At 66.3% G+C, this 25,221-nt stretch carries 17 protein-coding genes; 5 read left to right on the forward strand and 12 right to left on the reverse strand.

Features of this window, described 5'->3' with window-relative positions; genetic code table 11:
* Positions 1-42 precede the first annotated feature (42 nt).
* The 7 genes from ACWDBE_RS13945 to ACWDBE_RS13975 form a co-directional block, all read right to left on the reverse strand.
* Complete coding sequence (locus ACWDBE_RS13945; protein ID WP_449808163.1) at positions 43-927, reverse strand: DUF5655 domain-containing protein; 885 nt, start codon at positions 925-927, stop codon at positions 43-45.
* 259 nt (positions 928-1,186) lie between these two features.
* Positions 1,187-2,479 carry a DNA sulfur modification protein DndB gene (locus ACWDBE_RS13950; RefSeq protein ID WP_449808094.1) on the reverse strand — a complete coding sequence of 431 codons (1,293 nt, stop codon included), beginning with the start codon at positions 2,477-2,479 and terminating at the stop codon, positions 1,187-1,189.
* Positions 2,480-2,511: 32 nt separating this feature from the next.
* Positions 2,512-3,114 (reverse strand): hypothetical protein, encoded by a 603-nt coding sequence (locus ACWDBE_RS13955; RefSeq protein WP_402943686.1) that lies wholly within the window; start codon positions 3,112-3,114, stop codon positions 2,512-2,514.
* A gap of 143 nt (positions 3,115-3,257) precedes the next feature.
* Positions 3,258-4,091, reverse strand: coding sequence for a phosphoadenosine phosphosulfate reductase domain-containing protein (locus ACWDBE_RS13960; protein WP_402598979.1), 834 nt, complete (start codon positions 4,089-4,091; stop codon positions 3,258-3,260).
* A gap of 2 nt (positions 4,092-4,093) precedes the next feature.
* The gene (locus tag ACWDBE_RS13965) at positions 4,094-7,654 is read right to left on the reverse strand and encodes an ATP-binding protein (RefSeq protein WP_449808095.1); all 3,561 of its coding nucleotides are present in this window, start codon (positions 7,652-7,654) and stop codon (positions 4,094-4,096) included.
* Entirely contained in the window at positions 7,651-8,751 is a 1,101-nt protein-coding gene (locus ACWDBE_RS13970; protein WP_449808096.1) for a DUF4007 family protein, read from the reverse strand. The genes ACWDBE_RS13965 and ACWDBE_RS13970 overlap by 4 nt, the downstream gene beginning before the upstream one ends.
* Positions 8,752-8,804: 53 nt before the next feature.
* Positions 8,805-9,974 (reverse strand): cysteine desulfurase family protein, encoded by a 1,170-nt coding sequence (locus ACWDBE_RS13975; protein ID WP_449808097.1) that lies wholly within the window; start codon positions 9,972-9,974, stop codon positions 8,805-8,807.
* Between the two features lie 439 nt (positions 9,975-10,413).
* On the opposite strand from ACWDBE_RS13975, the gene ACWDBE_RS13980 reads away from it, so the two are divergent.
* The 5 genes from ACWDBE_RS13980 (at position 10,414) to ACWDBE_RS14000 (ending at position 16,659) form a co-directional block, all read left to right on the forward strand.
* Entirely contained in the window at positions 10,414-12,033 is a 1,620-nt protein-coding gene (locus ACWDBE_RS13980; protein WP_449808098.1) for a DEAD/DEAH box helicase, read from the forward strand.
* Entirely contained in the window at positions 12,030-13,898 is a 1,869-nt protein-coding gene (locus ACWDBE_RS13985) for an ATP-binding protein (protein WP_449808100.1), read from the forward strand. Before ACWDBE_RS13980 ends, ACWDBE_RS13985 begins: the two co-directional genes overlap by 4 nt.
* On the forward strand, positions 13,895-14,806 hold the full coding sequence (locus tag ACWDBE_RS13990) for a phospholipase D family protein (RefSeq protein WP_449808101.1): 912 nt from the start codon (positions 13,895-13,897) through the stop codon (positions 14,804-14,806). Before ACWDBE_RS13985 ends, ACWDBE_RS13990 begins: the two co-directional genes overlap by 4 nt.
* A 187-nt stretch (positions 14,807-14,993) precedes the next feature.
* Complete coding sequence (locus tag ACWDBE_RS13995; RefSeq protein WP_449808102.1) at positions 14,994-15,638, forward strand: hypothetical protein; 645 nt, start codon at positions 14,994-14,996, stop codon at positions 15,636-15,638.
* Positions 15,639-15,780: 142 nt separating this feature from the next.
* Positions 15,781-16,659: a phosphoadenosine phosphosulfate reductase gene (locus tag ACWDBE_RS14000; RefSeq protein ID WP_449808103.1), complete on the forward strand. Its 879-nt coding sequence runs from the start codon at positions 15,781-15,783 to the stop codon at positions 16,657-16,659.
* Between the two features lie 225 nt (positions 16,660-16,884).
* Here ACWDBE_RS14000 and ACWDBE_RS14005 read toward each other — a convergent pair whose 3' ends face one another.
* The 5 genes from ACWDBE_RS14005 to ACWDBE_RS14025 form a co-directional block, all read right to left on the reverse strand.
* On the reverse strand, positions 16,885-19,275 hold the full coding sequence (locus ACWDBE_RS14005; protein WP_449808104.1) for an ATP-binding protein: 2,391 nt from the start codon (positions 19,273-19,275) through the stop codon (positions 16,885-16,887).
* Positions 19,276-19,803: 528 nt separating this feature from the next.
* Positions 19,804-20,289 (reverse strand): hypothetical protein, encoded by a 486-nt coding sequence (locus tag ACWDBE_RS14010; RefSeq protein WP_449808105.1) that lies wholly within the window; start codon positions 20,287-20,289, stop codon positions 19,804-19,806.
* A 163-nt stretch (positions 20,290-20,452) separates the two neighbouring features.
* The gene (locus ACWDBE_RS14015; protein WP_449808106.1) at positions 20,453-21,004 is read right to left on the reverse strand and encodes a hypothetical protein; all 552 of its coding nucleotides are present in this window, start codon (positions 21,002-21,004) and stop codon (positions 20,453-20,455) included.
* Between the two features lie 673 nt (positions 21,005-21,677).
* Positions 21,678-22,898: a tyrosine-type recombinase/integrase gene (locus ACWDBE_RS14020; protein ID WP_449808107.1), complete on the reverse strand. Its 1,221-nt coding sequence runs from the start codon at positions 22,896-22,898 to the stop codon at positions 21,678-21,680.
* Between the two features lie 1,069 nt (positions 22,899-23,967).
* Positions 23,968-25,125, reverse strand: coding sequence for a hypothetical protein (locus ACWDBE_RS14025; RefSeq protein WP_449808108.1), 1,158 nt, complete (start codon positions 25,123-25,125; stop codon positions 23,968-23,970).
* Positions 25,126-25,221 lie beyond the last annotated feature (96 nt).

Below are 25,221 nucleotides of genomic sequence, written 5' to 3' on the forward strand. Positions count from 1 at the left end.
GGGCGGCTGGAGCATGAAGCTCCAGCCGCCCTTGCCGTTCCGTCAGGCCGCCTGAACCGCCCGCTCGATCAGCGGCCCCGCCTTCTTGAGGTCGGCCGCCGAGGCGATCCGAACCTCCAGGTCCCCGGTGCCCAGGTGCCCGATCCCGCGCATGTCGCGAGTGAAGCCCTCCTCCAGTTCCACCGTGTCCGGGTCCAGCCGCAGGTTGAGCAGGATCACCTGGTGGCCCGGACGGAACACGACGCTTGCCACGTTCCGCAGGCGGCGGTACGCGATGTAGTGCTTCTTGACGAGGACCTCCACTTCGCCCGACGCGGTGAGCACCTCGTCCAGCTCGTCGTACAGATCCCGGAGGCAATCCGGGACGTCGCTGAGAACCGACAGCTCGTCGGCCTCAGCAGCCGCGGCCGGTATCACGGCCGTGTTCGATCTGCGTCCGGCCGCCGGGCTGACGGCTCCGGAAACCGGCTCGACGAGCTGGAGGCTCAGCAGCCCGCCGTCGAAGATCCGGTAGCGCACCAGCTCGATCCGCCAGGACCGGCCCAGGTCTCCGACTGCGACCCGGTCGTGATGCGAGTACCCGGCCGCGATGCACAGCGCCCGCGGAGCGCGCCAGTCGATGGACTCGGCCGCCTCCGCGCCCAGCTTCTCTCTGACGAGGGCCTCGAACTCGTGGCGGCAGCTCTTCAACCAGGTGAGGTAGGACACGGCCTGCGAGACGACACCGCTGTCGTTGCCCTTCTTGAACTCGACCACGACGGGCACGTTGTTCTCGTCCAGGCCGAGCGAGTCCACCCGCCCCCGGTGCCACGGGCCGGTCGAGTACTCCGACGCCAGGAACCGGATGCCGAGCATGCGCTCCATCCCGGCCTCCACTCGGCGCTGCAGCTCGACCTCCAGCGCCACCGTCGAGCCACGCAGCTCCATGTCCTGGCCGTCCACCCCGAGCCGAAACACCTTGAGATCGCTCACCCAGCCCCCTTCGCACGATCGTACGAAGGGGACAATCCAAAACGGCACTCCCATATTCCGCATCGGCTATGGCCGGAGGAAGAAAGATCGACCTCTCAAGGGAGGTGCCAGCGTGATCTACCAGGCGTTCTGAGCACTGTTCCCTGCATCTGGCCTGTGCAGGGAACAGTTGTCGGGGTGCCCTGGTCGGAAGGTCGGCCAGAGTGGGTCTCAGTTAGTCAGCATCAACGGGCAGGAGGGCGAACAGCTCCTCAGCCGGCAGAGGGTACTTGGTCTTCATGACGTCGGAATAGGCGCGCAGCGCCCTGCTGATCTGAGCCTTAGAGCGCGGTGCCAGGTGCACCTGCAGCAGGTCATACAGGAGCTGGTTGTTGCCACTGGCCATCTTGCCCTTGGTCTTGCCCTCCGGAGTCTCGATCCACATGGCAGAGAACGGCGCCGACGTCATCTTCCAGTCGAGCGCCGACAGCCGCTTCAGGACCTCCGTCCATTCCAGCGCTCCCTGCTCGAGAATGTGGCGCACAACCTTGGCGACCTGGTTCTGGACGGCGGGGCGCATGAACGGGTGGCCGGCACCGTCACGACCCTTCGGCGCCCGAAGATCCTTCCCCGACAGAGCCGCGAGGTATCGCTCCCGGAGGTTCCCGCACGCATCGAGGAGCTCGTGAAGACGGACAGCCAAGAGCTCGAAACTCTGGTCGAGGAGCTCATCGGTCGCTCGCTGCTTGGCCTCGCCAGTGGTGCAGGGCAGGTCGTAGCCGATCTCCTTGACGATGTCGTAGAGGACGGCGATGGTGCTCCAGGCGGGGCTCGACTGATTGCTGATGGAGCGCTGAGCGAGAACGAGTTCTCCGTCCTGGCCGACCTTACTGAAGACGAGAACGACCTTGTCGCGCTTGAGGAACTCGTCCTCGTCGAGCAGGCGGCGGGTGAGGATGGCGAAGCTGTCGTCCTCGTCGAGGGCGATGTTCTCCTGCAGGTTGGTGCTCTTGGCGTTCCGGTTGATGTTGGTGAACAGACGCCGGGTCCTACGACGGCCGTCTGCCGTGTCGAAGTGCGGCACCACGATGACGTTGATGTCCTCGTTACCCAACTCGGGATTCTGCTTGATCGCATCCTTGATGGCCTTGAGCCTGTGCTGACCGTCGAGCGCGAAGAACTGCTGCGTACCGTCGAACGTGAGGACGCCGAAGTTGCGGTCCAGTCCCTGGAGAACGGCCTGATTCTCGGAATCCATCGTCACCGGCAGGTAGTTCGGGTCACCGCCCCAGACCGCGATGATGAGAGCACCGAGGAACCGGTTCTCGTTGGTAAGCAGGTACTCCGTGATCTCCTGCGTGCGGGTACCGACGCCACGCTGGATCATCGTGCCGAGATCCCGATTGCCGCCGAGCTCGTGCGCGAAGTTGATCTCGCGCGCCACCTGGGCGTAGCTCATCAGGCAGGAGTAGTAAGTCCAGTTGCCCACCTTGGCCTCGAAGGCGGGAACGAACGTCTTGGACGGCATGAGGTACCTCGATGTCAGGGAGCGGATGCGAGCTAGGAGCGGAGTGCCGGCTTAGGGACGGTGCTGAGCCGACCTCGAAGCGTGGGACCGCCCTGGATATTGAGCGGCGGGTTGTACAGGTGGAGCAGGCGGTCCTCCAGGTTCTTGATCGCCGATCGGTCTTCGACGGTCGCAAACCAGTACTCCAGAGGACGCAACGCGAGATAGTGGGTGAGCAGGTCGTCCCGGTTGGTAGGTGGCTCGCGGGTCCAAAGACTCTCGGGGTTGCCCCGCAGGTGTTTGCGGTAGTCCCGGTACCTATTCCTGAGCGTGTTGCCTAACTGGCCAGCTCCGCCGGCGTGTCCGATGTAGAGGACCTGATGGAAGCTGCCCTCGGTCCGGTCGGCCATGGCCAGCTTGATCGAAGGGCGCCAGACGAACATGTAGAGGCCCGGCTCGTCGGGTATCGCGTTGACGATGCTCTCGGTCGCGGAGAGCCGCTCCCAGGGGGAAGCGAGTCGCCTGAGGTCGTCTTGCAGGATCTGATGTGCCGGCACGTCCATCATCGGTGTGATGCCGAGCTGGATCTCGAGAGCGGGACTGGCGTCCAGCCGATGGCGGATGACCGCACGCGCAGCGGTGTCTGGTGTCGCCATTCCCCCCGTGCTCCGATTGGGTGACCGTGTGTGATGAGCGGACACATCCTTACATGCGACACCGACAACTGGGGTGGTCGAACGAAAAAGGGTCCGGTTGATGACGGTTTGTCATCTACCGGACCCTTGACCGTGGTTCTTCGCTAGAGGTGGCAGACGGAGCAGCCGGCCTCGTCGTCGTCGGCGTCGAGGGCGTCCGACAAGACCTCCAGCAGCGGCCGGTTGGGCTTGATCCGCTTGGCCGCGCGGGCGAGGTTGGCCTCGTGCTTGGCCTGGATCTCCTCCCGCCGCTCTATCAGCTCATGCAGGGACTCGCCCTGGGACCACGTGTAGTCGCGGCCCTGCATGGCGGTGTCCTGGTGGCGCACCTTCTCCTCGTAGGCGACAGCCTTGTCGAAGAGCTCGGGGTGGCGGTCCTTGAGGCCGAGCCACTCGTGCTTGCGCTGGAAGAAGCAGAAGTAGCAGCCGGACCGGGTGCGCCACTCATAGTAGGCCGGCAGGCCGGTGCCGGCCTCGTCGAGGATGCGGTTGACGCCGTCGCGGTCGATGCCGTCCTCACGGAAGGGGAAGACCGCGGTGATGTTGGGCTTGGTGCTGACGTAGCCGAGGCGGTTCTCGTCGGCGCGGATGGCGACGTACGAGATCACCTCGTCGTCTCCGACCCATTCCTCCAGGGGCTTGATCTTCAGGTTCTTCGTGCACCAGCGCATCTGGGGGCTGGGCAGGGTGCCCTGATAGACCTCGAGCCAGTGGTCGAAGTCCCGGTCGGTGTTCAGGCGCACGATCGGCTTGCCAACGGCAGCCTCGAGCTTGTTGAGGTACTCGTAGGTCTCCGGCAGTTCAGCACCGGTGTCGCAGAAGAAGTACTCCATCTCCGGCACGCGGTCACGCATGTAGATCGCGAGGGCTGAGGAGTCCTTTCCGCCGGACAGGCCCAGGACGTGCCGGACCTTCTTCCCTGAAGCGGTGTCGGTCATGATTACTCCGTCCTCTCGAGTGCGGTGGTGGCGGGCTCGGTAACGCGCTGGGCCAGGGCGGCGAGCAGGATTCGGGCGCCGTCAGGGCCGAGCGCCTTCTCAGCCTGCTCCAGGACACTGACAGCCAGGTGCTCGGCCTCGCGCTGGGCTTGCTTGGGCAGGTAGATCAGCGTGCGCTGTTCGGCCCCGTCCTTGTCGGTCAGGGTGAGCAGCCGCGCTTCGAGCTCCTCCTCTGCGCCGCCCGCAGGAGCGTTGTTCTTGTACAGGTGGCTGACGCGGTCGAGGGCGCTGGCCATCTCACGCACCCGGCGGGCGAAGACGGCGACGTCGTTGTCCGACCAGTCGCCGAGGGCGGCATGGGACAGCCGAACGATCATCGGGTCCAGCCAGTCCTCGTCCGCCAGGTACTCGTTGAGCGCTATGGCGACGAAGCCGCGCAGCTCCAGGCTGAGGGAGACACCGGCAAAGCCCTTCAGCCGAGCGGCCAGGGCCTGGCGCAGCTTCGGGAGTGAGGACGGCAGACGGAACTCGCGGCTGATTGTCTCGATAGCCTCGTCGCGCAGCGCGCGGTCGGCGCCGGAGATCTCATCGGCCGCGGCGGCGAGACGCTCGACGTAGCCCTTGTTGCCGGCCGTGCTCTTACGCTGCTCAGAGGTGATCGGCTCCAGTCCGAGGGCCTTGGGCAGGGCCTGGAAGAGCAGCTCGTCCGGATCCTGCGCCGAGAACAGGGCGGAGCGCACGGCAAGGGCGTCCTTGCTGATTCGCTGGGTGCGCCGGGCATAGGGGGTGAGCACCATGACCCGCTCCATCAGCGCGCGGGTCACCGCCAGCAGGGCCGGGTTGCGCAGAGCCTGGGAACGAGGCGGCTCCACCTTGAGGGCCACGGACAGGTTCTTGACCACGCTGTGGCGCAGGCCGTCGCCCACTGGTGTGGCCTTCACGGAGAACCGGCCGGGGGCCTTCACCATGCGCTCGACCACGTCGGGCGTCAGCCGGGGCAGGTAGGAGCCGTCCTCGAACAGGGCGACATCCTGGCTGCGCACGATGAGGGCGGTCACCACGAGCAGCGGCACTACGCCAGCCTTGACGCCGTACGGCGGCACCATGAGGACCCGGAAGATCTGCTCCAGGCTTGTGCGCTCGTGTGCCTCGGTCAGTGCCGTCTCGAGCGCGTTCCACACCTTCTGGGTGTACGGGTGGGCTGCGCCGGGCCGGGAGAATCCGTAGGGCAGGAGCGAAGGAGACGACTCGTCTGCAGCCGCAGGGTTCTCGCGGTGCAGACCCATGTAGGCCAGTGCGCCGCTGTACATGGCCCGCTCGGCGGGGTACTTGACGATGCCGAGGTACGGTTCGCCGGACTTCTGCAGCATCGCGGTCAGCAGCTCGCGACGGGCCTTGGCACCCTGGCTGGTCAGTTCGTGCCGGCCGAGCATCTCGTTGCGGATGTGCGGTGTTGCCGAGAAGACCTGGTCGCAGGCGATGGACGCAAGGCCGCTGAGGCTGCGGCCCTCGATCACTTCCCCGTCTTCGGCGTCGGCGGCGATGCCGGAGCGCCACAGTCGCCAGGTCGCCCGCTGGGTGGGCGGGAAGAACGCGGCGCTGAGGAGATCCAGGAGCTCGCGCTTCGCGCCGGATGTCCGCTGGCTGATCTCCCGCCGCGCGACGGGGTCGAGCGACTTGTCGCGCTGAAGTTCCTCCAGCGCGACGAGGTTGAAGGCCGCCCGGAGGACGAGGTCGGGCTCCTCGGTGACGCCGAGGACGACCGGCAGGGAGGACTCGATGACGGGCCGGTCCTCGATGCTGCCGAGGTGGAAGACCAGGAGGCCGTCGGCGTGGTCGGCGAGTTCGTCGGGCCCCTTGAGGAGCTTTGTCTGTGCGGTGGTGACCCGGACGAAGAGGGCGCGGAGCATACCTGTGACCTGGCTGTGCCGGCCAGCGGCCACGGCCAGGGGCAGGTAGTCGCTGAGGCGCTGGGCAACGACGGTGTCGTCGAGGTGGCTCCGCGCCTCCTTGAGACGCCCCTCGATATCGACGTCGGTGCCGCGCCAGGCGCGGTACTCGCCGTTGAAGGACCGGTACCCCAGGAACCCGCGGGTCACGAGGCTGTTGAGCTGGTCTTCGAGCGCGGCGAACGCCGTCGGATCGGCTTCGCCGGGCTCGTGCAGCGCGTAGTAGACCATCGCGGCGGTTGCCCGCAGCGCGCCGTCCTCGTCGATCAGGTTGAGCATGCCGACCGTGCGCAGCACGTTCTGGTCCGCGGTGGACAGGCCATTGGCCAGGGTCACACGGGACTCGATCTCGATCCACTTGCTCGCGTTGGTGGATGCAAGCAGCGAGGTACGCCCGGAGTCGAGGAAGAAGTCGTACAGCTGCGGAAGTTTGACGGTGCTGGCGCGGCGCGGCTTGTCGCTGGAGAACGTCTCCAGGGAGCGGCGGACGGTGTTGGGTTCGTCGTTGTTGAGGAACCCGGTCAGGCTGCGGTCGTGCTGGCCGATCTGCGCGGCGAGGAACGGCGCTGCGGCAGCGGTCAGCGGGTGGAGCGGGTACAGGTCAGCGAAGTCCTGCGCCTTGAGGACGACGACATCGTTGAGGCCGTGGTCGCGCCACGTCTCCTGGGCCGCCTCGGCGTAGGCCGAGATCAGCTTCCGCCCGGACGCGGAGACCCCGGACTGGTCGAGGCGGCGGCGCATCAGCTGGACCGCATCGCCGAGGTGGGGGGCAAAGGTGATGTTCTCGAAGCGGCCCTGGATCTTCGCCCATTCACGGATCTGCAGTTCGCTGGACTGCGCCGCGTAGTCGAAGAACGACATGTGCTGGAGCGTCATCATGAATAGCGGCAGGCCCTTGGGCCCGGCGCTCTTCTCGGCAAGCTCCTGCAGCAGGAACAGGTCCGTCTTGGCGGTGGCGAACTCACTGTGCCCCGCGAGGTGTTCGAGGGTCTTGCCGAACTCGTCGATGACCAGCAGCAGGGGCTGCTGTGCGCATAGGGCGGTGACCGCGGCGATGATGTCCTCGGGCTCGGCCGTCGAGGGGTCGGAGCACCGCGCGAGTGCCGCGGAGATCGGCTTCGGCATGCGGGTCGGCCAGCGACGCTCGGCCGCGGTGTGCAGGGCCCGGGACAGGGTGGTGACGAGCGGCTCGCGCCGGGCGGTCGTCACGGCGCCGAGGAAGCCGGCCGGCGCCAGCTCGGCGCGGGTTGCCTCAAGTCGGTGGGCCAGCCCGGGGCTCGTGGCGGCCAGCACCTCCTGTGCTTCGGAGCGGCGTGCCTCGTCGTGCCCGAGGATCGCGTCGATAAGGTTGACGAGTGTGGACTTGCCCGAGCCGTAGGCGCCGGTGAGCGACCAGGAGCGGGGACGGCGCAGGTCAGAGAGGGCGTTGGCCAGACGGTCGAGGACGTCCAGTGCCCGGGTCCCCACGTAGGGCGAGTGCAGTTCGTCCAGCACGTCCCGCTCCACGTTGGTGGAGCGCATCCGGGAGCCGACGAGCTCGATGCCATCAGGGAACTCGGTGCCACCGGAGGTTTTGCGGGCAGCCGTGGGTCGCGAGGGGGTCTCGGTGGTCACTGGGAGGTCTCCTCGATCAGGGGGAGCTGCTGCTCAACGGTGTTGCGGCGCTCCCGGGCCTCGGCGGCAGCGAGCTTCGGGTAGGTGCGGGCCCAGTCCTGCCGGGTGGGGAAGTCCGCCCGCTTGCGGACGTGGCCGTACTGGCCGTCCAGGATCTCCCAGGCAAGCTCGAAGGGATCGGAGCTGAAGACTAGGCTGCGTTGCCCGACGGCTTCGACGAGCTGCAGGCCAGGCGTGGTGGACGCGACACGCTCCACGGCCGCCGCGATATCGGGCTCACGGATGCGGAAGGCCCGTCCAGGACCGCCGTGCTCGCTGGCGAGCCGAGCGAGAGAAATCGAGCCGGCGTTGCGCGTCATGGTGGCGGCGTAGTCCAGGCAGGCATAGGCGACGATCCGGTCCGGCAGGGTAATGCGCGTGCCGGTGGTGAACTCCCACTCATGTCGGCCAGAGACAGGACGCTCCACGGTCTCGATCAGACCTAGCTCGCGGAAAGGACAGGCCAGCAAGTCCTCAAACGCGCCGGGTGCGCCGCCCCTGGCACGCATCGACGGAACGTACATTTTGGTGATGCAGTCGACGTCCTTCTCGATCGACGAGCCGACCGGTGCCTCCGCGTAGGAGAGGTTCACATGGCGAACGATCAGCTCGGCCAGGTCGGGTGCGGAGAAGCGAGCGAACGGGGCGAGCTGGAAGGCGACGTACCAGGACGGCGCCCAGCTCTTGGCGCCCGGCCGGGAGCTCAGCAGCCACCAGTGCAGCAGCCAGAGGCTGCCTTGTTCCTCGAGATACGGGTCGGCGCCGTCCTCGTCAAGGAGCCAGCGCGCCTCCCACGTGGGGTAGGACAGCATCGCTCGGGAGTTGGTGTCGTCGCCGTAGTGCTCGCGGGTCAGCTTGAACGCCCGGGACCAGTAGCGCATGGAGTAGACCATGTTCTTACCGACTCCGAGTAGGACCGGGGCATCCTCGGCGAGGAACACCTCCGGGTTCTCCTTCACCTGCATGTACGCCTTATGGAGCCACCCGAAGCGCGGCGCGAAGGTCTCATGACGCGCAAAGGAGGGATGGGCGGCTTCTGCGAGCCGGCTGTCTGACATGCGAGGCGTTCTCCGTGTCCGTTCGGGCTTGGATGATCTTTGGGCGGGCTGAGTTATATCGCTGCTGTCAGGGCAGCCCGCACGTGTTGGACAGCTCGGACCGTCGATGACACGGCCCGCTCGACGTCATCGATGGTCGTGGCGTACCCCAGGGAGAACCGGATGGTGCTGTCTGCCTCTTCCCGACTGCGCCCCATGGCTAGGAGCACATGGCTGGGGCTAGGCGCGCCAGAGGAGCACGCGCTCCCCTCCGATGCCGCCACATCCGGCATCGCAGCGAGAACCGCGTCCGCTGGAGCCCCATAGAACGTGATGCTGGTCACGCCAGGCAAGCGCTGGTCCACCGCACCGTTGATCCGGCAGTCGCCGACCTGCTCAACGAGGGCCTCCTCGAGGGCGTCACGCAGGCGCGCGATCCGGGGTGCCTCGTCGGCCAGGCCGAGCCGGGCGGCATCGGCCGCAGCTCCAGCGCCAGCGATGCCCGCTACGTTCAAAGTGCCGGCCCTCCAGCCTCGCTCCTGCCCGCCGCCGACGAGCAGTGGGCGGTAGGGGAGGCGAACACCCCGGCGGACAAACAAGGCCCCGACTCCCTGTGGGCCGCCGAACTTGTGTGCGGACAGTGACAGCAGGTCGACGTCCGTGTCGGCGAGATCGATCGGAAGTCGTCCCACCAGCTGCGTGGCGTCGGTGTGGACCAGGGCTCCGGCGTCATGGGCGGCCTCTACGATCGACGCGAGCTCTGTCAGCACGCCCGTCTCGTTGTTGGCCGCCATCAGAGACACGATCGCGACTCCGCCTCCCGCCAGCGCCATGTGGAAGGCGTCGAGGTCCACCAGGCCGTCAGCGTCGACGGGCAGTACTACGAGCGACGCGGGCGCATCCGACGTCAGGGCCTTCGCGGTCTCCAGCACGGCCGGATGTTCCACCGAGCTTGTCACCAGCCGCCCTCCGGTAGCGAAGGCTGCCCGTAGGGCGAGGTTGTTGGCCTCCGTGGCACCGGAAGTGAAGATGATCTCCCCGGGGGAGCAGTTCAAGAGATCTGCTGTCTGACGGCGCGCCAAATCAACGCGGTCAGCGGCATCGCGACCCGACCGGTGAGTGCTTGAGGCGTTACCGACCGTGCGCATCGCGGCGAGAGCGGCTTCCAGAGCCTCGGGGCGGGCGGGCGCTGTGGCGTTGTAGTCAAGGTAAGCCGGACCCGCATCAGGTGACTGGAATGTCACGCTCCACCCCATTTCGCTCTACTCCGGTCGATCAACTGGTGGAGCTTCTCCTCCGGCACGAGAACCCTCACCAGTAGTACCCCGCGATCCTAGCCGGATCGAAGGACAGGCGAGGTCGAGGCTTCGACTTCCGCGCCCTTGGGGCTTGCGCATTGGGCATTAATCGAACAAATATTCCCACATGTTGGCCGCGACAGACGGGTGGGTGAAAGACCGCTCCTGCCAAGGGAGTTCGTCCACCGCCTATGCCTGACGTGCTGCGGAGCAGCCGGATTTCCGTGACCGGCCGCGGCGTGCCGGTGCATAGGGCTAGGGTTTGATCACGAGCCGCGCTGCGAGGGGAAGGTCACAGCGCACCTGGCGGCGTGAGCGGGCGAGGCGGAGGGGGCAGCAGCACTATGTGCAGCGACGGCGGGATGCGGACGGACCTGGCCGCGGCATGACTGGAACCCCCGGCGTTGCGTTCGAGTCTGTCCTCGGCGGTGCACCCCTGCCCTATATCCGTAACCTCCTCGGCGAGCATGCCTGCGACCTCCTGGACCTCCTGCACCGAGGACAGGACACCGAAGCAGTGCTCCGGAGGGTCGCGGCATCAGCCATTTCCCCTGAGCGGATCATCGCTGACCCGGCCGAGCGCGCTGGGTTCCTGCAGCTACTCCCGCAGGCCAAGCGCACCGAACTCGTCGACCGCCTCGGCGGGGCACCCACCGGCGCCGCCGACGACTTCCTCGCGGCCCTGCCTTGGTCACAGGAGCAGCGCCGTACGCTCCTCGGCTTTCTCGGCCTTGTCGTCGACCGGGCACCCGAACCGCCCCCGACATTCCGCGGTTCCAGTACGCCGCGCTACGGACTCTTCCCTCACCAGCGCCTCGCGGCCGGCCGAGTGCAACGACTGCTGTATTCCGGCGAACGGCGAGTCGTGCTGCACCTGCCCACCGGTGTCGGCAAGACCCGTACCGGCATGAACATCATCTGCGACCATCTGCGCCGCCACGAGCCGACCGTCGCGGTATGGCTGGCCCGAGGGCGTGAGCTCTTGGAGCAGGCGGCAGTGGAGTTCGAGAACGCCTGGGCATCGCTCGGCAACCGAGAGGTCTCCGTGGTGCGGATGTGGGGAGACGCGCCGACCGACCTCGAAGGCATTGAGGACGGCATCGTGATCCTCGGCCTCGACAAAGCCACCGCCGCCGCGAATGCAGACCCCACCTTCCTCGACCGCCTCGGCCTGCGCGCCACGCTCACCACCTTCGACGAAGCCCATCAGGCCATCGCCCCGACCTACCGCAGAACCGTCGACGCACTCACCCTGCGTAGCGACGCCAGCCTGCTCGGCCTCACGGCAACTCCCGGCCGAACCTGGGCCGACATCACCGAAGACGAGAAGCTGTCCGACTTCTTCGCACGCCAGAAGGTGATGCTCGAGATCGACGGCTACGACAACCCCGTCACCGCCCTCATCGAGCAGGGCTACCTCGCCCGCCCGCACTTCCGCACCGTGGCCGCTGACTCCGGCACCGCGCTCAGCAGCCGGGACAAGCAGGCCCTCGCCGCCTCCTTCGACATCCCCGACACTCTCATGGCCCGGCTCGCCAGCAATGTGCAGTGGAACCTGCAGGTCGTACGGACCGTCCTCGACCTCAGCCAGGATCACCGCCGCATCCTCCTCTTCGCAGCTTCCGTCGAGCACAGCCGCCTGCTGGTGGCGATCTTGTCGGTCCTCGGCCTCGACGCGGACCAGGTGACCGCCGAGTCCTCCCCGCGCCACCGCGACCGGGCCATCGCCCGTTTCAAGGGACCCAGCAGCCGTCCAATGGTCCTCTCGAACTATGGCGTCCTGACCACCGGCTTCGATGCGCCAGCGGCGAGCGCGGCCGTTATCGCCCGCCCGACCCGCTCCCTGGTCCTTTACAGCCAGATGGTCGGCCGAGTCATCCGCGGCCCGAAGGCCGGCGGCACCCCCACCTGCGACATCGTCACTGTGATCGACCCCGCGCTCCCGGGCTTCGGAGACGTAGCGGAAGCATTCACCAACTGGGAGGACGTGTGGAAGGCCCGATGACATCCAAGTACTCGATCGTCACCTCCGATCTGACGGTCAAGGCCTTGCAGGACAGCGGCTACAAGTCCACCGCCCACGCCATTGCCGAACTCATCGACAACGGCCTCGAAGCCGAGGCTGACCTCGTCGAGCTCTTCGTCGTGGAAGGCACGGAGCACAACGGACACCGCTCCCGATACCGCGTCGAGAAGATCGCCGTCCTCGACAACGGCACCGGCATGGACCCCGAAACCCTCCGGCAGTCCTTGCGCTTCGGCGCCGGCACCCGGCAGCAGCGCAAGGGCATCGGCCGCTTCGGCGTCGGCCTGCCCAACTCGAGCATCTCGCAGTGCAACCGCGTGGATGTCTGGTCCTGGACCAACGGACCCGACAATGCCCTGCACACCTACCTCGACCTCAACGAGATCGCCAAGGGCCTCGAGGAGGTCCCGGAACCCAAACTCGACGCCGTGCCCGACGAATGGCAGGCCCTGTCCGAGGGACTCGGCCGCTCTGGCACCCTGGTGCAGTGGACGGAGCTCGAGCGCGTCCAATGGCGCGGCGCCCAGACCACCGTCGCCAACACCGAGAACCTGATTGGGCGGATCTACCGACGCCTCATTGCGAAGGGCCGGCGGATCAAGCTCGTGCCCGTGCGCGGCTGGGCCCAGCTGCCTGGAGCCGGAGACACCCGCCCCAACGACCCGCTGTACCTCATGACGCCGAGCGCCACGCCACCCCCCTTCGACAAGAAGCCGATGTTCCGCGCCTTTGGCGCCAGCAACACCGGCAAAGTGGGGGAAGAGAAGTTCATGGTCCGAGCGGCAAACGGGCAGGAATATCCGGTCTATGTCCGGTCCTCCCTGGCCGTGGACGCCGCCCGCCGCACCGACGTCCAGGACGAGCCGTGGCCCACCAACGTTGCCCCCAGCCTCAAGCCCGGCGAGACACCCTGGGGTAAGCACGCCGCGAAGAACCTGGGCATCTCCCTCATCCGGGCCGACCGCGAGCTCGACCTCGACACCGGATGGATCAACTCCTACGACCCGGTAGAGCGCTGGTGGGGAGTCGAGATCGACTTCCCGCCGGACCTCGACGAGGTCTTCGGCGTCACCAACAACAAACAGTCCGCGACCATCTTCTCCAGCCTCGCCCACTTCAACTGGCGGGAAGAGGCCGCCGGGCTGTCGTGGGAGGAGTACCGGGAAGAGCTGCGCGCCGAGGGTGACTCGCGCCTGCCACTCATCGAGATCGTCTACCACATTCGCGAAAAGCTCCTCGGCCGGCTGCGCACCGAACTCGCCCACCAGACCGAGGGAACCCGGGCCAGCCGCAAGCGGCACGAAACGGCCGAGGTCCAAGCCGAGGTGGCGGTCCAGCGGCGGCGCACCGAGACCCGGCCAAGCCTGACCGACCAGCTCGCGGAGGAGACCACCGAGGAAGAGAGCAAGCAGCTCCACTACGAGAGCCTGGTCGAAACGCACCGTTACAGCCCGTCCGACGCCCAGCGCATCATCGAAGAGACGATGTCTCAGGGCAAGCACGTTCGGCTCCTCACCAGCCGTAACCCCGACTCTCCGGCCTTCTTCAATGTCGAGTACATCCCGGGCATGCTGCAGGTCGCCCTCAACATGGACCACCCGGTCTACAGCGACTTGATCGCCGTCCTCGACGGAGACATCGACGGTGCGAGCCGCGAAGAACTCGCCGAACGCCTCACCCTCGCTGCCAACGCCTTCAAGCTCCTCCTGATCTCCTGGGCACGCTTCGAGGACGAGCAGCCAGAGAAGCCGCGTGAGCGCGCCAAGCGGATGCGCCAGGACTGGGGCCGTCTGGCCGGCGAGTTCCTCGGAGCCAGCGACGCCGACGACGAGGATGACGAGTGACGGCCGATCACATCTGGCGCCAGATCGCGCAACTCCTGTCCACCGCGACCACCCGCGTTCTCCTGGTAGCCCCGTTCATTAAGAAGGATGTCTTCCAGGCGGCGCTCGATGCTGTACCCGCGGAAGTTGAAGAGATCACGTGCGTCACCCGCTGGTCGGTAGCAGAGGTAGCTGCAGGCGTCTCCGACCCCGAGATCGCCGAACTGGCGCAGCTGGACGGCCGTTCCACCATCCGGCTGTGCCACAACCTGCACGCGAAACTATTTGTGGCCGATGACCGCTGCCTCGTAGGCTCTGCCAACCTCACCGGCAAAGCCACCGGCCGAGTGCCCGCACCGAACCTCGAACTCCTGGTGGAGGTCGCCACCTCTCATCCACAGGTGCAACACGTGCTCGCGCTGCTCGAGGCAAGCGCCGTCCCCGGCACCGTCGAGCTGGCCGAGCAGATGCGCGAGCAGGCGAACCTCCTGCAGCAGGACGAGGACGGCCCCCGCGTCGTTGTACCAGGGCACGACGAGCAGCAGACGCGGTGGCTGCCTGAGACCCGTAACCCAGAGCGCCTCTACCGGGTTTACAACGGGCGGCACCGCCATATCGGCAGTGACGTACTGGCCGGCGTGCTTCGCGACCTCGCACACCTGGACGTCGCACCTGGATTGGAAGAGCAGGCGTTCGGAGCAGCTGTTCTTGCCCGGCTGCGGACGATCCCTGAACTGCGCGCCCTGACCGAGGCCGGTCGTATGAACCTGGCCGACGCACAAGTCGACCTGGCGGCAACGGGGGAGTTCACAACGGAGCAAGCCAAGCGAGCTGTCGAGACCATCGCGGCCTGGCTGAGCTACTTCGACGACGTCCACCTTGTGCCCGTCGGGCCGTGGGAGATCCGGCAGGGTAAGGAGATCAAGTAGCCTCCGTCCGCGCGCCAGCGCGACCAAACCGTAGGCGTCAGCACGGGCATCGAGGCCGGTGGCAGGTGGCACTTCCAACCCAAGCCTGCCGCCGTCCAGCACGCCCGGGACCACCGCGATATCTTGGTGGCGCCCTGCGACAATCAGGGCTTCGTCGCGTTGTGTAAGCGGAGAAGGTACTCGGGACATGGCAGCCGCACCGATCCCGTACCTGCTTGGGCACACGGAAGTCGCCGACCTCTTCGGCGTCGAACGCCAGACCTCGGCGAAGTGGCGCAGCGACGGCATCCTGCCCAAGCCCGACCTGCTCGCCTCCGGCAACCCCTACTGGCTGCTGGACACCCTTCTCGGCCTCGAGGGGCAGGCCGGCCGACATGTCACCGAGGAACGACTCGCGCGGTACCTGGCAAGCATCCCCGGCGGACGCCGGGTGAAGGAGCGCGAATCTCTGCCCGTCATCGTGGGGATCCAAGAGGTCGCACGGATTCTTGGCACCGATCAGCAGACGATCTCCCGATGGCGAAACCGCAAGCGGATCGCCGGAGCTGACCTTGTGATCTCCCGGTCCCCCCTATGGCTGCTCGACACGATCACGGCGGATGCTCACGAGCGTGGCCGCGTCGTCGTCTCAGAAGAAGTTGAGCGACTGCAAGCCGGCGAACGGGAACCCCAAAAACCCCGTGGGCGCAGGACTGCAGACACGCCACGATCACCTAAGAAGCCCTTGCCGCCAGCACAGAGCTTCACCAGTTCCGAGCATGACGAAGCCGTTGCTTTCGTCACCGAGATGCTCTCCGAGGGACACACCACGGTCATCCGCCCCAAGCGGTAGCCCACACCCGCCGCAGACCGGCAGGTCTCTGCCCGATCTCCCATCTCCACGCTGCCGCCCAGCGGGAGGAACAGTTGATTTAGATGATGTTGATCCATAGAGTCTCCCACCTGAGAGTAAGGCTGCCACAGGGAGAGGCCTCATGTCACGCCACGTCCAGACGCATCCAACGCCAGCCCACGACGCCAATCGGGCAACTGCTCGGTGCGAATCAGAGCCGCCCCTGAAGGTGATCTCCTACGGAGGTGGCGTACAGTCCACCGCCCTCCTCGTCCTCGCGGCCAAGGGCGAGATCGACTACAGCACCTTCCTGTTCGCCAACGTCGGGGACGACAGCGAACACCCTGCCACCCTCGCCTACATTCGCAACGTCGCAGCGCCCTTCGCGGCAAGCGCGGGTATCGAACTCCACCACCTGTACCGGACCCGCCGTGACGGCTCCACCGAGACCCTCATGGACAGGCTCGCCAGACCAGGGACGAGGTCCATCCCGATCCCAGTCAGAATGGCGAACGGCGCGCCCGGGCGCCGGTCCTGCACGGCCGACTTCAAGATCAAGGTCATCGGCCGATGGCTCCGTCGGCAGGGAGCCACGCCGAACCAACCCGCTACGGTCGGCATCGGAATCTCCCTCGACGAGATCCATAGAGCCAACCGTCGACGGAGCGAACCGCATGAGCAGGTCGAATACCCCCTGCTCGACCTGCGGCTGCGTCGCAGCGACTGCGAGCAGATCATTGAGGCCGCGGGCCTGCCCGTGCCACCCAAGAGCTCGTGCTTCTTCTGCCCCTTTCGTACTGTGGCGGCCTGGAAGGAACAGCGCCAGAACGAACCCGAGCTCTTCGCCAGGTCCGTCGCGGTTGAGCAGATGGTGAACCGTCACCGCGCCGCCCTGGGACGCGACTCCGTGTACCTCACCCGATACGGACGTCCCCTCGCCGAAGCAATCCCTACTCAACCGGAAAGCCGGCTAGAAGAGTCGGACGACACTGGATGCGACTCCGGCTGGTGCATGACCTGAGCCCATCCTGGCGCGCTCCGCGCACTGAACGGACATGCACAGCCGGGGGCGCTGCCCCCGGAAGAGTGCACGACCGACGGAGCGCGCCAGGTCCAGGCCTTTTGCTAGGGCATGAGGTACTCGGAACCGGCACGTCTGAGTGGCTATAAGATCTCCGTGGATTGTGGGTGGCGCCAATAGGGTCCAGCCGCGATCCGAAATCGCCGGAATGCAGGTCCTGCATCCCTATGGGCGTCGGGATTGGCCAGGATCCTGGACCGAGGAGAGGAGGGCTAGGAATTCTTCTCGGACCCGATCTGATTCCTCATTCATTCCGGCCTTTAGAAGTGTAATCCCGAGGATCTCAAAAGCTACAAGCAGGTTCTCGAGATCGTTTGCGGCGCGAAAAGACTCCACGGCTTCGCGATACGCCTGGATGGCTTCGCCAAGCCTCTTCGCCTCCTCGAAGGCCCGTCCCGAGCCGCCCAGCGCCATACCTTCCATGGAGAGATCCCCCATCTCCCGGAATATTTCGGCTGCTCGGCGATAAACAGCGACAGCCTCGTCTACCTGCCCAACCCTTCGAAGGGCCAGCCCCAGATTGTCTAGGGCTTCAGCCAGTGCGTGGCGGTCGCCGGTTTCCTCGCAGAGTCGCACATCTCGCTCATGCGCTTCGAGGGCCTCTGCGTAGTGCCCGGAATCCTGCAGCGCTAGGCCGTAGCTGCCGAACGCTGCTGCCTCGCCATGGATATCTCCGAGCTCTTGATAGAAGCTGGCAGCAGCTCGGTGTTCCTCCGCTGACTCACCAAATTCACCCGCCTTTCTTAGTGCCATTCCGAGAAGATTTCGCATTGCGGCCTCTCCATGGCGGTCCCCCCGGTCCTGACAGTCCGAAACAGCATGTCTATGGAGTTGAATCGCCTCATCGACATTTAGCTCTTGAAGCGATAGCGCGAGACTCCCGAGAGCCTTAGCCTCCTCGGGATTGCCAAGCTCATGAAGGATTGTGGCGGCCTTGAGGCCGGCCTCGACCGACTCTCGATATCTACCGAGGTGGTACAAAGCCTGTGACGACGCGTTCAGGGCTGCTGCCTCGCCATATCGATGGCCAGACCTCTCGCAGACATCAAGCGCCTCTTTGCTGACCTCGAGGGCCTCGCTAAAGCGCCGAACGTGATAGAGGACCTGTGCGAGGCTGCTCAACACCCAGCCCTCGCGGCGCAAGTCCTTCTGCAGTCGGAGTGTCTTCAGTGCCGACTCATTGACGGCGATCCAATCGTCGAAATAACGACGCAGATGAAAGAACTGATCCAGTGAAACGGCGAGATCGGCTCCAATCTCGTGGCCTGTTTGGACGGCAGCCACGAGATTCGGGCGCTCTTCCTCGAGCCAGGTGATGGCTTCAGCCTCATCCTCTCCGTGTCCAGTGCGCTCCCTCAAGATGAGGTTGGCCGAGGTCGTCGTCACGAGATAGAAGTAGAGGATTTTCTCCAGCGAGAAGTCACGTTCGTCTAGTTCGGCATGCTCCCTCCCCTTCTCGTCCGCATAGAGACGGATTAGATCGTGTAGCCGCCAGCGTCCCCATGTTGCGCCGGGCTCAATCAGGTGGGAGCGGGCCAAATCCTCAAGGATGACTTCGATATTCGGGTCGCCCGTGAGGTGCGCGGCGGAGCGAGACGCGATATCTGGCCCTGGATTGAGCGGCAGCAACCGAAGTACACGGGCCTGGTGCTCGCTCAACCTGCGGTATGAGAGCTCGAAGGCTGCCCGAACGGCGCGGTCCTCGCGTTTGAGACGGTCAAGCCTTGTGTGGGCCACTGAAAGCGCTTGGACGAGAGAAGAAAGAGGGCGGGACGGGGAATCGGCAAGAAGGGCAGCACAGATCTGTAGTGCTAGAGGCAAGTTGCCACAGAGTTTGGCCAGGGCGTGGACCTGCTCTTGTTCGCGGATGACTCGCGAGTCGTCTTCTCCGCGGGCTTGGAACAGGACTCGCTGAATGAGTTCTACCGAGGCTGATAGCTCAAGAACCCCTAGATCAAAGATCCGCGCACCTACGCCTAGTGAATGGCGAGAAGTAACGATAGCTGCTCCACCGTCGTGCGATGGCAGCAGTGGCTCGACTTGCCCATCGCTAGACGCGTTGTCAATCACTAGCAGGATATTCTTACCCCGGCTGGCGTATGCTGACAGTACCGACCGGTAGAAGCGTGTCCGGTCGCCTAGGTCCGACGGGATTTGATCGCCTGGAATTCCGAGAGCAAGGAGCAGTGAGCCCAATGCTTGTTCGGGTGACAGGTATCGCTCGCTGTCATAGCCAAAGAGATCAATGAAGAGTACCCCGCCAGGAAACCAGCCGATTTTCTTCTCGGCCTCCGCAGCTACCTGCAGAGCAAGCTCAGTCTTTCCCACCCCTGCCATACCTACGACGGCAGCGAACTTTGCCGTCTGTGGCGTGCTCGGATCCAGTTGATCGAGCAGGGAGCTGAGCTCTCGGGAACGCCCAGAGAACGTTCGCGAGCGCAGGGGTAGCCCGCTAAGGGCAGGCGTGATTGACGGTGGTAGTTGAACCGTGATGGCACGTCCCTGGACGACTGCATTGAAGAAGATGCCGTCATTGATTTCATTCGATGTTGTCACGGGCGCTACCTCGCATTGATGGTAGGGCCGCAGGTTCACGCGACCTTACCGAACGTCCCCTACCCCGGCACATCTCGAGGTTCTTCAGTGCTTCGTCTCCATTGTGTTGACCGCCAGTTCGCGGAAGATTCTGGCGGTCTTCGTGTGGGCATCGATGGCCTCCTCGAACCTACCCACCGGGGAACCCGCCATGGGCCTTCAGCTCCAGGGCCGCGGTCTGGACGGCCGCTTCGGTCTTTCCGACACCAGCCAGCTCCGCCAGCGCTCACCACCGCTGTCCTTAGCCCGCCCGCAAGCCTCCGCAGGCGTCAGGAGCGAGGCTGCTCATCAGCTGTTCGACAAGTTCGGCGCGGCTGGTGAACGCGGCTGCGGGGGCTGGGCAGCCCAGACGGGGCCGGGGTGATCTGCGGCGACAGCTGCACGGTGAGATTCCGGCCCTGGATGACGGCTTGGCGCCATCGGCGATTCGATCGGCGACCCGGTCGTGTGTCTCACCTCCATGGTGCTCGTCGTCCCTCGCGTCATGGCTCAGCCCTGCCCAGTCGCCGCATCGTCGCCGGCACCGACTGCCGGCTTGGCGATGGGCGGCTGCGTGAAGGACAGGTGAGAGAAGTCCCGCCCCTGCAGCACCGGCCCGTACTGAGTACCGCCGCTAATGGTGTTGCTGACCGCGCCCGCTGTCGCTCCAGCGGAACGGTCCAGCGCGTGCAGTTCCTGGATGAGCCCCTCCAATGCTCCGGCGAACTGCGGGTCCTGCTCAGCAGCCTCCTCCAGCGCCAGCCGCACCCGATCGCCCGTGCGGCTACTGAGCTGCTCCTGCCCCGCCTCGGCCTCCTCGGCCAGCTTGTGCAGCGCCGGGTCCTCTCCGAGCTTCCCGCTCACCAGGTCGTGTAGGCGGTCCATCCCTTCATCGAGGACGTAGTCGACCTCCGCATCTACCCGGTCGCCGACCCGGCGTGCCTTGCGGATAGCCCACGCAAACAGGTAGCCCACCGCGATTTCGATACCCGTCACCCCATGCCCCCTCAGTCGAATCTGACTATGCGCCACCAAACCTACCGCGCCCTCGTGACTCGGCACGATGACCTGCCGGGCCGCTACCGCACCACGCAAGAGCTACTCGATGAACGGCCGGATGTCGCTGGACCCGGAGCCGCAGGACCCTCAGCAAGCAGTCTTAGCGGCGTTCCACGGTGTAGCCGACGTTATCGAGGGCTTCCGTCCAGGTATCCCGGTCGAACCACTTGATGATGTCCGGCTGGGCGGTGGTGATGGCGTCCATCCGGGCCTGCCAGTCGTGTCCGGTCTCGCCGCGATAGCTGCAGCCGGTGCAGCCGTCCTCGCCGTGGAGATGGCCGGCCATCCAGGCGTTCACCGCGACGTTGAGGATCACCGCGTAGAGGTCGCCGCCGCTCTCGGCCAACGCGTCGGGTACGCCAGCGAGGATCATGGCCAGTTCGGGGTTGTCGATCGGAGGGAAGGGGGCCTGGCCACCGGCCAGGTCCGGTTCGAGAGAGTTCATCTGCTCGACGATCGTGTCGGCGAGCCGGGCCGCGTCGAAATGCCGCCACGCCGCCTGCTCCTGGATACGGAGCTGCTTGGAGACGGTGGTGATGTTGTGCTCGATCGCGTCGGCGATGCTGTTGGGCCCCACAGTGACGCCTCGGCTGGCCAGCTCGGCGAGAGTCTGGCCGAGGGCCTGCTGAAAGGCCTTGCTGTTCCTGTTCATGTCGCTCCTGCGATGAGGAATTGAGACGGTGCTTCGCGGACCATTGGAGTCCGTTCCCGCTCGGAGGACCTGGCGACGAATGATTGGAGGCGTCCGGCCGACACGCTCGGCCTGTCAATGCCTCGTCGATCGAATCGAAGCCGTCGGCAACGCTACGCAATTCTGGGTGGTGAAGCCGTTTTCGCCGACGAGACACCACCGGAATGGTGGTGTGGTTGCTGCCGAAGCGCTTGGCTCGGATCGGCAGCCATTCGCCTGTTGACGGCGAGCGGTGGGAGAGCTCAGAGGAGGCTGACGGCGCCACCACAGGGGTGTGAGGCAAGTCACGCTCGAACTCCCCGTCGTCCGCCGCCTCTCACGCGCCTCTCACGGACTGGGTGTCATGAGGTGTCATCAGGCGTCATGTGTGGCGGACGAGGTAGGCCCTGACCTGCGGGATTCGGACTGACGAACACTAGTCGGACGCCCTTTCCTGGGGGTCAAGGGGTCGCAGGTTCAAATCCTGTCGCCCCGACTGTGAAGTCGGTTGTGAGAGCGGGTACTTGGGAATCCAGGTGCCCGCTCTCGCTCGTTTCCGGAGGGCGTGTGGTCGCAGGGTGGTCGCGTCCGGCGCTCTGACCTGGCAGTTTGCGGGCGGGGTGGGCGCGAGGTGATCGCACCACCTGATGCCCTGTCAGTTGATCTCGCGGGGGAGGTCTGCGTGGTCGAGTGCGTCGGCGAGGGCGGTGACGGCTTCGCGGGCGGCTTGGGGGAGCAGGTGGCCGTAGATGTTGACGGTGGTGGCCAAGGTGGAGTGCCGCAGGGTCTTGGAGACGACGGCGAGTGGCACCTGGGAGCTGATCATGATGGTGGCGGCGGTGTGTCTGAGGTCGTGAAGGCCGATCTTGGGTAGGCCGATCTCAGCTGAGCGCTGGCGCAGGGTGTGCAGGAGGCGCTCGGGGTTGATGGGTTTGCCGTCGGGGCGGGTGAAGACCATGCCTTGGAGGCGGGGTTGGTCGGGGTGGGTGCCGCGGTGGCGGGCGGCTTGGCGGCGTAGTGCGGCGCTGACGCGGGGGGAGAGGCTGACCCAGTTGCGGCTGGCGCGGGTCTTGGGTGCTTGCAGGTGCAGGCGGGCGTTGTTCACCGAGGCCAGGGTCCAGCGCACGAACAGGACGCGTTGCTGGAAGTGGATGTCAGGCCAGTGCAGGCCCAGGGCCTCGCCGCGGCGCATGCCGGTGCCGAGGATGACCTCGAAGATGTCGGCGTAGACGTCGTTGTAGGTTTCGGCGTTGTGGTGCAGGAAGGCGGAGGCCTGTTGCGGGGTCCAGCACAGCCGCTCGGGTGCGGCGGGGCGCTTGAGCGCGGCGTTGCGGGCGGGATTGCGGGCCAGTACGTCGGCACTGACGGCGGTGTTCATGGCGCTGGAGAGGATGGAGCAGCAGCGGTGGACCGTGGGCCGTCCGCGGCCAGCGGCCAGTTGGCGGCGGGACCAGGCGGTGACGTGCCGGTCGCGGAGGTCGGTCAGCGGGAGCGGACCGAAGGCCGGTATGAGGTCGTGGTGGACGTGGCGGTGATAGCCGGCGTAGGTCGTGGCCTTGAGGATCTCCCGCTTGGAGAGCAGCCATTCGGCCAGGTAGTCGGCGACGGTCAGGGTCTCGTCCACCGTGATGCCGGTGCGCTCGGTCAGCAGGAAGTTCTGCAGGGCGGCGAGGGCCGCGCTCTGGTCGGGGAAGCCACCGCGGCGTCGGGTCTCACGCCTGCCGGACAGGGAGGGCAGATCCACGGCGTAGGCCCAGCTGCCGTGGCCTGGTTGGGTGTTCAGTTTCGGGCAGCGGGCGCCGTACTGGCGGCCGGCGGTGTCACGGCAGCCGCAGCGCCGGTAGACGCGTCCGCGCTGAGGATCGGTCAGGTTCATGGGATTCGACTCCTTGTGCGATCGGGCTGAGCCCAGCTTCACAGCGGAGCGGCCTGGCGTGGCAGGGGGCGGATCATGGCGTGGGGGAGGCGAATCGGGCGACCATCTGGGCCTGTGAGCTGTGGTGATCCCCTTGGAAAGTGCACAAGGGGTCGGTAGCGGCCATTCGGGGGTGATTATCGGAGGTGCGGAGTGTCGAATCTGGGGGCGGCGAAGGAATTAGGGCGAAAAGCAGGGAGACGACAGCTTGTGACCATTTTTCACTTTCATCTGCATGTCGGATGGTTGAGGACTGGACTGGCGGCTGGAGTTTTCGACTGCTGCGCGCCACGGCGGGAAGTGATCACCGGGAGTTACCCGGAGAATTTCCGGGGGCGGGCGGTGAGTGACGACAAGGTGCGGGCGTGAGGGGCGCGTGTTCTGTGGGCGGATCCGGGGCCGGAGACTGTTGCATGAGCCGGTCGCGGTTCTGTGCGGCGGTGGTGCGGACGGTCGCAGCGAACTGCGCGCGGCTGTGGTGCTGGTGCCGTTCGGTCGTCTCTTCGTCGTCCTGGTCGTCGGGCTCGGTGTACTCGTCGTGGAGGGGCCAGCAGCCGTGGATGCCGGCGAGGAGGTCACGGAACGGGCCGGCTCGGGTTCAGTAGGGGTTCGCCGGGTGCCGGCCGGTGATCGATACTGCTGCCCCCCGCGCAGCGGCGTCCTGTAGAGGGTGTGGCGCGGGCGGTCGCGCCAGCCGCGCTTACGTCCGGCAGGCCGAGCCGTGGGGAGGCCGAACGGTGCTCCGAGGTGAGCCACGGTGATCGGGCTCATGTGGTCGTAGGCGGGAGGGTTGGGCGGTTCTCGGATCCTCGCGGTGATCGTTTGATGCGGCTGGGCTCTGCTGGTTGATCGCGAGACCCAGAGCCCATTTGTCACGCTGTGTAGTTAATCGCGGGTGGGGTCGAAGCGCAGCCTGGAGATGAGGAGAGGAACGGACGGCCACTGCGGCGCTGGCCGCTTCCCGTTCCGGAGGGGGCTGGGGTCGTGGCCGGCTCGGTGCGGACTGTCGTTCGAGGTGAGGGGCGATCGGTCAGGTGAGGCGGTCGTGGTTGCGTACGGCGGTGGCGCGGACGAGGGTGGCGAACTGCCCGCGGCTGCGTTGGCGGTGCAGTTCCTCGGCGGCCTCCTCGTCCCACTCCTTGTCGCTGGGGGCCGCCAGGTCGTCGCCCTCGTGGTCGGCGGTCTCGGTGTATTCGTCGTGGATGAGCCAGCAGCCGTGGATGCCGGCCACCAGGTCTTCGAGGAGGTCGAGGGCCGGCCGCTGCGGGTCCAGCGGTGTCAAGCGCAGCCCGGACAGTTCCAGCTCGGCATCGTCGCCGTACTCGGTGAGCATTTCCTGTGTCTGGTCGAGCTGTTCGCGGAAGGTGTCGGGTTCGGGCAGGATGCCGTCCGCCACCTGCAGGGCGTCGCGTACCAGGGAGGTGACGGCCTCGTGTGGGGAGGCGCCCTCGTCGAGCAGTTCCAGGACGATCGTGGGCGTCTCGTGGGCGAGCGCCTCGATGTCGTCGGCGGCTTGGACCACTGTGGTGAGCGTGGCGCCGGAGGCTGCGGAGGCGACTTCGGCCGCGGCGTGCAGCCAGTGCGCCGCGGCCACCGCTGCGGCGGTCGGATCGACATCGGTGAACAGGGCGGGCGAGCCGAACGGATCCTCCTCGAACAGCCGGTCGGCGGCGGCGACCTGCACTGGGGAGGCGTCCTCGCGGCTGAGCAGCATGGCCTGCTGGGCCCGGTCGGTGAGGTCGCCGAGTTCGGCGCTCTCGACCGCGGCCAGCTCCGTGGCGGTTTCGGTGCGGACGGCTTGTGTTAGGTCGGGGTTGTTCAGGGCGTGCAGGGCGCGTCCGACGCGGTGAGCGGATTCCAGCACCGGGGTGTAGGACACGGTGAGCATGCCGCCTTCGGGGAGGTTCGGCGCTGCCACGGCACCTGCGACCTCCTCGAACGCCTCGCGTTCCTGCTCCCACCGCCAGCCCTCGCTGTTCACCTCGAGGGAGTCGGCGGCACTGGCCGGGTGGGTGTAGGTGCGCCAGGCTGCCGTGGACAGCTGGGTGAGCGCGCGGGCCAGGCGTGACAGCGCGGCAGGGTCGGTGTCTGCCGGGGCGGTGGCGATCCGGGTGGCGAGGTCGCCCTCGCCGGTCCCCCAGGTGGCGATGAGTTCACGGCAGGCGGGGTCGACGCAGTAGCGGGTCATGGCAGAGAACCTCCAGCTCGGCTCCGTCATACCACTGCGCTTCGGCGGCTGCATCGTGATCGCCGGCCTGTCATCCCATCGCGTACCAGGGCGGGC

The sequence above is a fragment of the Kitasatospora sp. NPDC001132 genome, from assembly GCF_053598415.1.

What these genes read in the sequence shown, in the direction of transcription:
- ACWDBE_RS14000 (WP_449808103.1), top strand. Translation starts at nt 15,781, where the DNA reads ATGTCACGCCACGTCCAGACGCATCCAACGCCAGCCCACGACGCCAAT.
- ACWDBE_RS14020 (WP_449808107.1), bottom strand. Translation starts at nt 22,898, where the DNA reads ATGAACCTGACCGATCCTCAGCGCGGACGCGTCTACCGGCGCTGCGGC.
- ACWDBE_RS13945 (WP_449808163.1), bottom strand. Translation starts at nt 927, where the DNA reads ATGGAGCTGCGTGGCTCGACGGTGGCGCTGGAGGTCGAGCTGCAGCGC.
- ACWDBE_RS13980 (WP_449808098.1), top strand. Translation starts at nt 10,414, where the DNA reads ATGACTGGAACCCCCGGCGTTGCGTTCGAGTCTGTCCTCGGCGGTGCA.
- ACWDBE_RS13985 (WP_449808100.1), top strand. Translation starts at nt 12,030, where the DNA reads ATGACATCCAAGTACTCGATCGTCACCTCCGATCTGACGGTCAAGGCC.
- ACWDBE_RS14015 (WP_449808106.1), bottom strand. Translation starts at nt 21,004, where the DNA reads ATGAACAGGAACAGCAAGGCCTTTCAGCAGGCCCTCGGCCAGACTCTC.
- ACWDBE_RS13995 (WP_449808102.1), top strand. Translation starts at nt 14,994, where the DNA reads ATGGCAGCCGCACCGATCCCGTACCTGCTTGGGCACACGGAAGTCGCC.
- ACWDBE_RS13950 (WP_449808094.1), bottom strand. Translation starts at nt 2,479, where the DNA reads ATGCCGTCCAAGACGTTCGTTCCCGCCTTCGAGGCCAAGGTGGGCAAC.
- ACWDBE_RS14025 (WP_449808108.1), bottom strand. Translation starts at nt 25,125, where the DNA reads ATGACCCGCTACTGCGTCGACCCCGCCTGCCGTGAACTCATCGCCACC.
- ACWDBE_RS13970 (WP_449808096.1), bottom strand. Translation starts at nt 8,751, where the DNA reads ATGTCAGACAGCCGGCTCGCAGAAGCCGCCCATCCCTCCTTTGCGCGT.
- ACWDBE_RS13960 (WP_402598979.1), bottom strand. Translation starts at nt 4,091, where the DNA reads ATGACCGACACCGCTTCAGGGAAGAAGGTCCGGCACGTCCTGGGCCTG.
- ACWDBE_RS13955 (WP_402943686.1), bottom strand. Translation starts at nt 3,114, where the DNA reads ATGGCGACACCAGACACCGCTGCGCGTGCGGTCATCCGCCATCGGCTG.